The organism is Acinetobacter sp. CWB-B33, from assembly GCF_039655955.1.
Taxonomy (GTDB): Bacteria; Pseudomonadota; Gammaproteobacteria; order Pseudomonadales; family Moraxellaceae; genus Acinetobacter; species Acinetobacter bouvetii.
In genome coordinates this window covers 137,362-143,584 of the sequence record NZ_JAGFEU010000008.1, presented here as the reverse complement: position 1 = coordinate 143,584, position 6,223 = coordinate 137,362, and the positions used below count along the sequence as shown (strand labels likewise).

Below are 6,223 nucleotides of genomic sequence, written 5' to 3'. Positions count from 1 at the left end.
AAACCAAACTCAATCAATTCAATCAAGTCTTTGTTTCTTAAGAAGTTTTAATCTTCATCACCGCCGATGGATGTGCATTCTACAGCATTTCCTACCACACGCAATACCTTTTTCTTAATATTTTCACCGTGTGTCTTTTTTTTAAACATTTTATAGCTATTAAGTATTATTATTGGCCTAATCTATCCTAATTGCCTTGAAAATTTGGTTTGATTTACCCTTTACCCATGCAACCTTATTTTTAAAATTTAAAATGTTCCCAAAGATTACCCTAAACGCACTATGTGTATGCGCTGTTTTTTTCAGCGCCGCCTCATGTGCAGATCCAGTTTCAAACCCGTACAGCACGACCTTTTCCATTTTAAGCTACGCAAAATGGAATACCGCCATGCCTGAAATTTGTGTAGTGGACAATTCTGCGCTTGCGCAGCAATTCCAAAGCCACTCACCCAATTCTTCAACTTTCAAAATTTCCAGCATTTTGAGCAATGCCATTAAAAGCAAAGATTGTGAAGTTCTAATTTTTTCAACATTATCGCCCAAAGCCGAACAGCAGCTATTGAATACCGTTGTCAGCTTTCCCGCCCTATCAATCAGCACCAATAATGCAGAATGTGAATTGGGTAGCGCATTTTGCATCTATAAACGCAACAGCAGCTACGCATTTAAGGTGAATTTAAACAGCCTAGCTCAAGCCAAAGTTCATATTGATCCACGTGTATTACTTCTTGGAAAAAATGTGGAGGGCAATCAATGAAACAGCTATATACTCCTATTACACTGCATCAGCTGTTTACACGCTCTCAACTGACGATTTTTGTCCTGACTTTCACGATTTGCTCTGCCATTTTTTTAGTAATCTCTACATACACAATGAATGCTTATGCCAAAAGCAGCCTGAATATTTTAACTGAAGCCTTAAATGAGCGAATTCAGCCCGCCGTTGTTTTTAATGATCGGCTCACGATCAATCAAATTCTGAACGAATATATTCAGCAATACCCGATTCGCGCCATTGAAATCAACGCACCCGACAACAGCATATTGGCTCACGCAGAGCAAAAAGACTTGCAGCAGTTTTCAAGCCAGTCATTTCTGGATCACTTGTTCTACAGCCAGCCGATTTATATGAATATCGAGCATAATCAGCAAAATTTCGGCAAATTGATTGTCTACGGCAACTCATCTGAGTTAGTGATTTTTTTCCATAAAATTCTATTAGCGCTGTTAATCGGCTTTATTTTACTGCTGGCAACAGCCTACTGGGCTGTAAATTCGGTCTACCAATACCTTATGCAGTCCATACGCATGATTGTAGAATCCGCGCAAATGATCAGCGTCAAGAAGAATTACAATATGCGGGTATCAAGTTCTGACATTCAGGAACTGCAGGCCTTAAGCACAGCCTTTAATGGCTTACTCAGCGAAATTGAACAGTCAAACCATACACTGCTATCTGAAAATAATAAGCTGCTGCATCAATCCAAGCATGACCCCCTAACCCTCCTGCCTAACCGCAGCTTCTTTTATCAAGAGTTGTTTAAGCTTTTTGAGGCAGCTGAACCACAGAATGCAGCCGTTTTACTGCTGGATCTCAATCATTTTAAAAATGTGAATGAAAAATTCGGCCATTTGGCTGGAGATGCTGTTTTGCGCGCATCATCCTATTGCGTCAAGAAAGTTCTGCCGGAGGATGCTTTTTTCTCACGCCTAGGAGGAGATGAGTTCGCCATCATCCTCCCAAACAGCTGCGTTTCCGCTGATATCACACATCACTGTCAACGCATCCAAGAGTGTTTTGCATCTACATTTATTTTTGAACAGCAAAATATCTCGCTCAGCATCAGCATCGGCGCGGCTTTTACCCACAAAGCCAAAACACCTGAAGAACTGATTGCGAATGCCGATCATGCGCTGTGCAAAGCTAAACAGCTGAATGAAAAATGGTATATTTACCCCAAACTTGATAATAAATAGGCACACCATGTTTAAAAAAGCAGCTACTGCTTGTTTCATTCTGACGTTAAGCGCAATTTTAAGCGCATGCATGAGTTTAGGAAATCTCAGCTACAAGCAAGCAAAAATGCTAAAAAAAGAGGGCTTTACACTCACCCAGGATGGCTGGACTTTAGCATTGCCTGAACACCTGCTGTTTAATTTTGATGATTATCAAATTAAAGAACACCAGCAAGAGCGACTCATTACGCTTTCCAATCAATTGCAGCAATACAATTTGGTGAAAGTTAAATTTGTCGGCCACACCGACAATATTGGCCAAGCCAGCTATAATTTATTGCTGTCGGAAAAGCGCGCGCAAAGCGTAGCCAATGTATTTTTAGCGCACGGGTTTAAAGCAGACAACATCCAGACGATTGGCCGCGGTTCCGACCTCCCTCTGGTCAGCAATGACACTGAAGAGCATCGTGCGCAAAACCGACGAGTAAACGTGACGATTATTCCTTAATTAATACGCAAGAAAAAAGCCTCCTGAACAGGAGGCTTTTTTTAATCTGGGAATTGCCAAATTTCAGGCATAAAAAAACCGCTTAACGCGGCATCTTTACTTGACCACTTCTGAAAAGTGGTCGGAGCAGTAGGATTCGAACCTACGACCCCCTGGTCCCAAACCAGGTGCACTACCAGGCTGTGCTATGCTCCGAATTGGGGTGAATGATGGGACTCGAACCCACGACAACCGGAATCACAATCCGGGGCTCTACCAACTGAGCTACATCCACCGTTACATCGCTTTCAGATTCTAAATATCAAGCAAACCAAAAATGGCGCGCCTGACAGGATTCGAACCTGTGACCATCCGCTTAGAAGGCGGATGCTCTATCCAACTGAGCTACAGGCGCATGCTCGATGATATAAAATATCATGCGATTATATTGCCTTGAAGAATTGGTCGGAGCAGTAGGATTCGAACCTACGACCCCCTGGTCCCAAACCAGGTGCACTACCAGGCTGTGCTATGCTCCGATTCATCTCAGCTTCGTATCGAACATCTCGTTCGGTACGGGGTGCATTTTAGGCGCGACGCCCAAGGACGTCAACACCTATATTTAAAAAAAGTTAAAAAACTGCTTCAACCGCTTATTTATCAAGCATTTTAAGCATTTTTTAATCAACTTTCAGCGTTTTAAACCCGCGCTGAAGTTCAGCATGCGGTCTAAAGGCAGTTTCGCGCGTTCAGCCAGTGCAGGATCAACGAATATTTCCTGATCGCCGCGCTGCAAAACCTGCAAAATGCCGTCTAATTCATTCATTGCCATCCACGGGCAATGCGCACAAGAACGGCACGTTGCCCCCTCACCGGCTGTTGGCGCCTCAATCAGAATCTTATCCGGCACCGCCTGCTGCATCTTGTAAAAAATGCCTCGGTCTGTCGCTACGATTAAACGCTCATGCGGCAAAGCCTGCGCTGCCTTGATCAGCTGAGACGTGCTGCCGACGGCATCTGCTATGTCGACTACCGATTCTGGCGATTCTGGATGCACCAGAACAGCCGCATCTGGATACAGCGCTTTCATATTGGCAATGCCGCGCGCGCGGAATTCTTCATGCACAATACAGGCGCCATCCCATAACAGCATATCAGCGCCAGTTTTCTTCTGAATATAGCGCCCCAAATGCTGATCGGGCGCCCAAATAATTTTTTCACCCAGACTATCCAAGTGCTCCACAATTTCTACTGCGCAGCTGGAGGTCACAACCCAATCCGCGCGCGCTTTAACAGCCGCCGAGGTATTGGCATACACCACAACGGTATAATCTGGGTGCGCATCGCAAAACTGGGTAAATTCATCCACCGGGCAGCCTAGATCCAATGAACAGGTTGCTTCTAGCGTTGGCATCAGCACTGTTTTTTCTGGCGATAAAATTTTTGAGGTTTCACCCATAAACTTCACACCAGCAACCACCAAGGTTGTCGCCGGATGGTCACGGCCAAAACGCGCCATTTCCAATGAGTCTGAAACGCAGCCGCCGGTCAGCTCAGCCAGCTCCTGCACTTCTGGATCGCAATAATAATGAGCGACAAGGACAGCATTGCGTTTTTTTAATTCAGCTTTGATCAATTCAAATTTTTCAAGCTTGGCTTCTTCCGTCAAAAGATGTTCCTTTACCTCACCCAAACGGTCTAAATGCGCCTGCACAATGGTTTTTGCTTCATTGGCAATTAAATTGTTCGCATCACTCATAACAAAATCTTCTCTATCCTTAATGCCCAGCCTATGCGGTGGACTCTACCCAATTTACCGGCCTGAAATAACGGTTAAGCTTTTTTGACCAGTCATTCAAAAGTATCCGTTATAAAAAAGCCTCGCGATGGAGGCTTTAAAAAAAATCTTTAACTGCTTAAGAGCGGTAATCCGCATTGATTTTCACATAATCATAGGAAAGGTCACAGGTATAGACCGTATCTTTCGCCTCGCCCCGCCCTAAATCGACACGAATGGTGATCTCGGATTTCTCCATCTCACGTGCGCCAGCTTCTTCCGTATAATCCGCTGCGGCTCCGCCATCTTTGCAAATTTGCACATCCCCCAGCCGCACCTGAATATTTTCTACATTCAGCTCCGGCACGCCGGCATAGCCAATGGCCGCTAAAATACGGCCCCAGTTTGGATCTGATGCAAACAACGCTGTTTTCACCAATGGCGAATGCGCGATGCTGTAGGCCACATCACAGCACTCTTGGGTATTGCCGCCGCCTTCTACAGCGACGGTAATGAATTTAGTCGCGCCTTCCCCATCACGGACAATCAATTGCGCCAGACGTTTCATGACACGCGTCAACACCTCTGCAACCGCTGCATAGCGGGCATCGCCCGTTGAACTGATCTCTATACCGCCCGCCTGGCCTGTTGCTGCAAAAATACAGGAGTCATTGGTTGATGTATCGCCATCAATGGTAATGCGGTTGAAAGAAACATTCACGGCATCTTTAAGCAGCTGCTGCACCAACTCACGGCTGATCGGCGCATCTGTTGCAACATAGCTCAGCATGGTCGCCATATTCGGGCGGATCATGCCTGCGCCTTTCGAAATGCCTGTAATGGTGTACGTTACACCATCCAGCTCAAACAGTTCAGATGCGCCTTTAGGGGTCGTATCCGTGGTCATGATGCCTTCTGCAGCATCAGTCCAAGAACTTTCATTCAGTGTATTCAAAGCAGGTTGCAAGCCTTGAATCAAGCGGTCAATCGGCAGCTGCTCGCCAATCACCCCTGTTGAAAAAGGTAAAATCTCAAACGGTTCAACATGAGCCAGCTCAGCCAATTTAAAACAAGTCGCTTTGGCATTTTCCATACCTAAGGCACCCGTTCCGGCATTCGCATTACCGGTATTAATGACCAAATAACGGGGATTGCCCATTTCCAAATGCTTTTTGCAGACACGTACCGGCGCTGCGCAAAATGCATTCTGTGTAAATACGCCTGCAACATTAGTGCCTGGTGAAAATTCAAAAACAACCAGGTCACGTCGGTTCTGATAGCGCACATACGCTTCTGCCGAACCAATTTTTACACCTTTCACCGCATGCATTTGCGGCATAGATACGTCACCAACTGCCATTTTAAATTTCCAATTCAGTTTGTCAGAAAAAATACAGCTTAGAGCAAAATACACAAAAAATCGAGCGCCTGCCTAGTTTAAGGCCATTTTTCTTATGCCATCCTTTTCGATAAAAAAACCAGCCGGCTGGCTGGTTTTTTAAAGCATGCAGAAGATATCAATTACGCGCCAGCTGTCCCGCTTCGTTCAGCAGCGCTTGTTTCGCTTTTTGCTGGCTTGCATCAGACAATGCTGGGTTGGATGCAACAATGCGGTCTGCATTTGCTGAATTCGCCGCAGCAATTTTTGCAGTCTGCATCACAATCGGGCGGTTTGGATTAGCAAAAGTATATTTGATACCTGTACGCGGACTGGCAATGGTCACCTGGCCATCAGCTCCGACTTGAGCTTGAGCAGTTTGCGCGCCTATGGCCTGCTTTACTTTTTCCGGTGTAGAGGTCTGTGTATTCGCAGCTGCAAATACAGGCATTGCAAGCAGAGCAATCATCAACGGCTGTAATACTTTTTTCATTGTCGGTTCCGTTTTCCAATTATCAATCTGAAACTAAATAACACTTAATTCAGCGAACTGCAAATACTATTCACAGGCTGAAAAACTTATGCCACAAAATAAATCAGAGCCTTTCGGCTCTGATTTAGGCAG

Annotated in this window: 6 protein-coding genes and 4 tRNA genes; 3 read left to right on the top strand and 7 right to left on the bottom strand. The window is 45.2% G+C overall.

Going from position 1 to position 6,223, the window contains the following annotated elements; all coding sequences use genetic code 11:
- The first annotated feature begins 253 nt into the window (after nucleotides 1-253).
- The 3 genes from JZ784_RS17005 to JZ784_RS16995 are packed head-to-tail and all read left to right on the top strand — an operon-like array spanning nucleotide 254 to nucleotide 2,464.
- The gene (locus JZ784_RS17005) at nucleotides 254-757 is read left to right on the top strand and encodes a YfiR family protein (protein WP_346315717.1); all 504 of its coding nucleotides are present in this window, start codon (nucleotides 254-256) and stop codon (nucleotides 755-757) included.
- On the top strand, nucleotides 754-1,977 hold the full coding sequence (locus JZ784_RS17000; RefSeq protein WP_346315712.1) for a diguanylate cyclase: 1,224 nt from the start codon (nucleotides 754-756) through the stop codon (nucleotides 1,975-1,977). The genes JZ784_RS17005 and JZ784_RS17000 overlap by 4 nt, the downstream gene beginning before the upstream one ends.
- Before the next feature lie 7 nt (nucleotides 1,978-1,984).
- Entirely contained in the window at nucleotides 1,985-2,464 is a 480-nt protein-coding gene (locus JZ784_RS16995) for an OmpA family protein (protein WP_005012787.1), read from the top strand.
- A gap of 118 nt (nucleotides 2,465-2,582) precedes the next feature.
- Here JZ784_RS16995 and JZ784_RS16990 read toward each other — a convergent pair.
- From JZ784_RS16990 to JZ784_RS16960, 7 genes are all read right to left on the bottom strand, one after another.
- A tRNA-Pro gene (locus JZ784_RS16990) sits at nucleotides 2,583-2,659 on the bottom strand.
- A 3-nt stretch (nucleotides 2,660-2,662) separates the two neighbouring features.
- Nucleotides 2,663-2,738, bottom strand: a tRNA-His gene (locus tag JZ784_RS16985).
- A 43-nt stretch (nucleotides 2,739-2,781) separates the two neighbouring features.
- Nucleotides 2,782-2,858, bottom strand: a tRNA-Arg gene (locus tag JZ784_RS16980).
- 47 nt (nucleotides 2,859-2,905) lie between these two features.
- A tRNA-Pro gene (locus JZ784_RS16975) sits at nucleotides 2,906-2,982 on the bottom strand.
- Between the two features lie 152 nt (nucleotides 2,983-3,134).
- Nucleotides 3,135-4,202, bottom strand: coding sequence for a quinolinate synthase NadA (gene nadA / locus JZ784_RS16970; protein ID WP_346315711.1), 1,068 nt, complete (start codon nucleotides 4,200-4,202; stop codon nucleotides 3,135-3,137).
- A gap of 157 nt (nucleotides 4,203-4,359) precedes the next feature.
- Complete coding sequence (gene argJ, locus JZ784_RS16965; RefSeq protein ID WP_005012780.1) at nucleotides 4,360-5,580, bottom strand: bifunctional glutamate N-acetyltransferase/amino-acid acetyltransferase ArgJ; 1,221 nt, start codon at nucleotides 5,578-5,580, stop codon at nucleotides 4,360-4,362.
- Nucleotides 5,581-5,737: 157 nt separating this feature from the next.
- Entirely contained in the window at nucleotides 5,738-6,091 is a 354-nt protein-coding gene (locus tag JZ784_RS16960) for a hypothetical protein (protein ID WP_005012776.1), read from the bottom strand.
- Nucleotides 6,092-6,223 lie beyond the last annotated feature (132 nt).

Coding starts and splice junctions, on each gene's coding strand:
- argJ (WP_005012780.1), bottom strand. CDS start 5,580: ATGGCAGTTGGTGACGTATCTATGCCGCAAATGCATGCGGTGAAAGGT.
- nadA (WP_346315711.1), bottom strand. CDS start 4,202: ATGAGTGATGCGAACAATTTAATTGCCAATGAAGCAAAAACCATTGTG.
- JZ784_RS16995 (WP_005012787.1), top strand. CDS start 1,985: ATGTTTAAAAAAGCAGCTACTGCTTGTTTCATTCTGACGTTAAGCGCA.
- JZ784_RS17005 (WP_346315717.1), top strand. CDS start 254: ATGTTCCCAAAGATTACCCTAAACGCACTATGTGTATGCGCTGTTTTT.
- JZ784_RS17000 (WP_346315712.1), top strand. CDS start 754: ATGAAACAGCTATATACTCCTATTACACTGCATCAGCTGTTTACACGC.
- JZ784_RS16960 (WP_005012776.1), bottom strand. CDS start 6,091: ATGAAAAAAGTATTACAGCCGTTGATGATTGCTCTGCTTGCAATGCCT.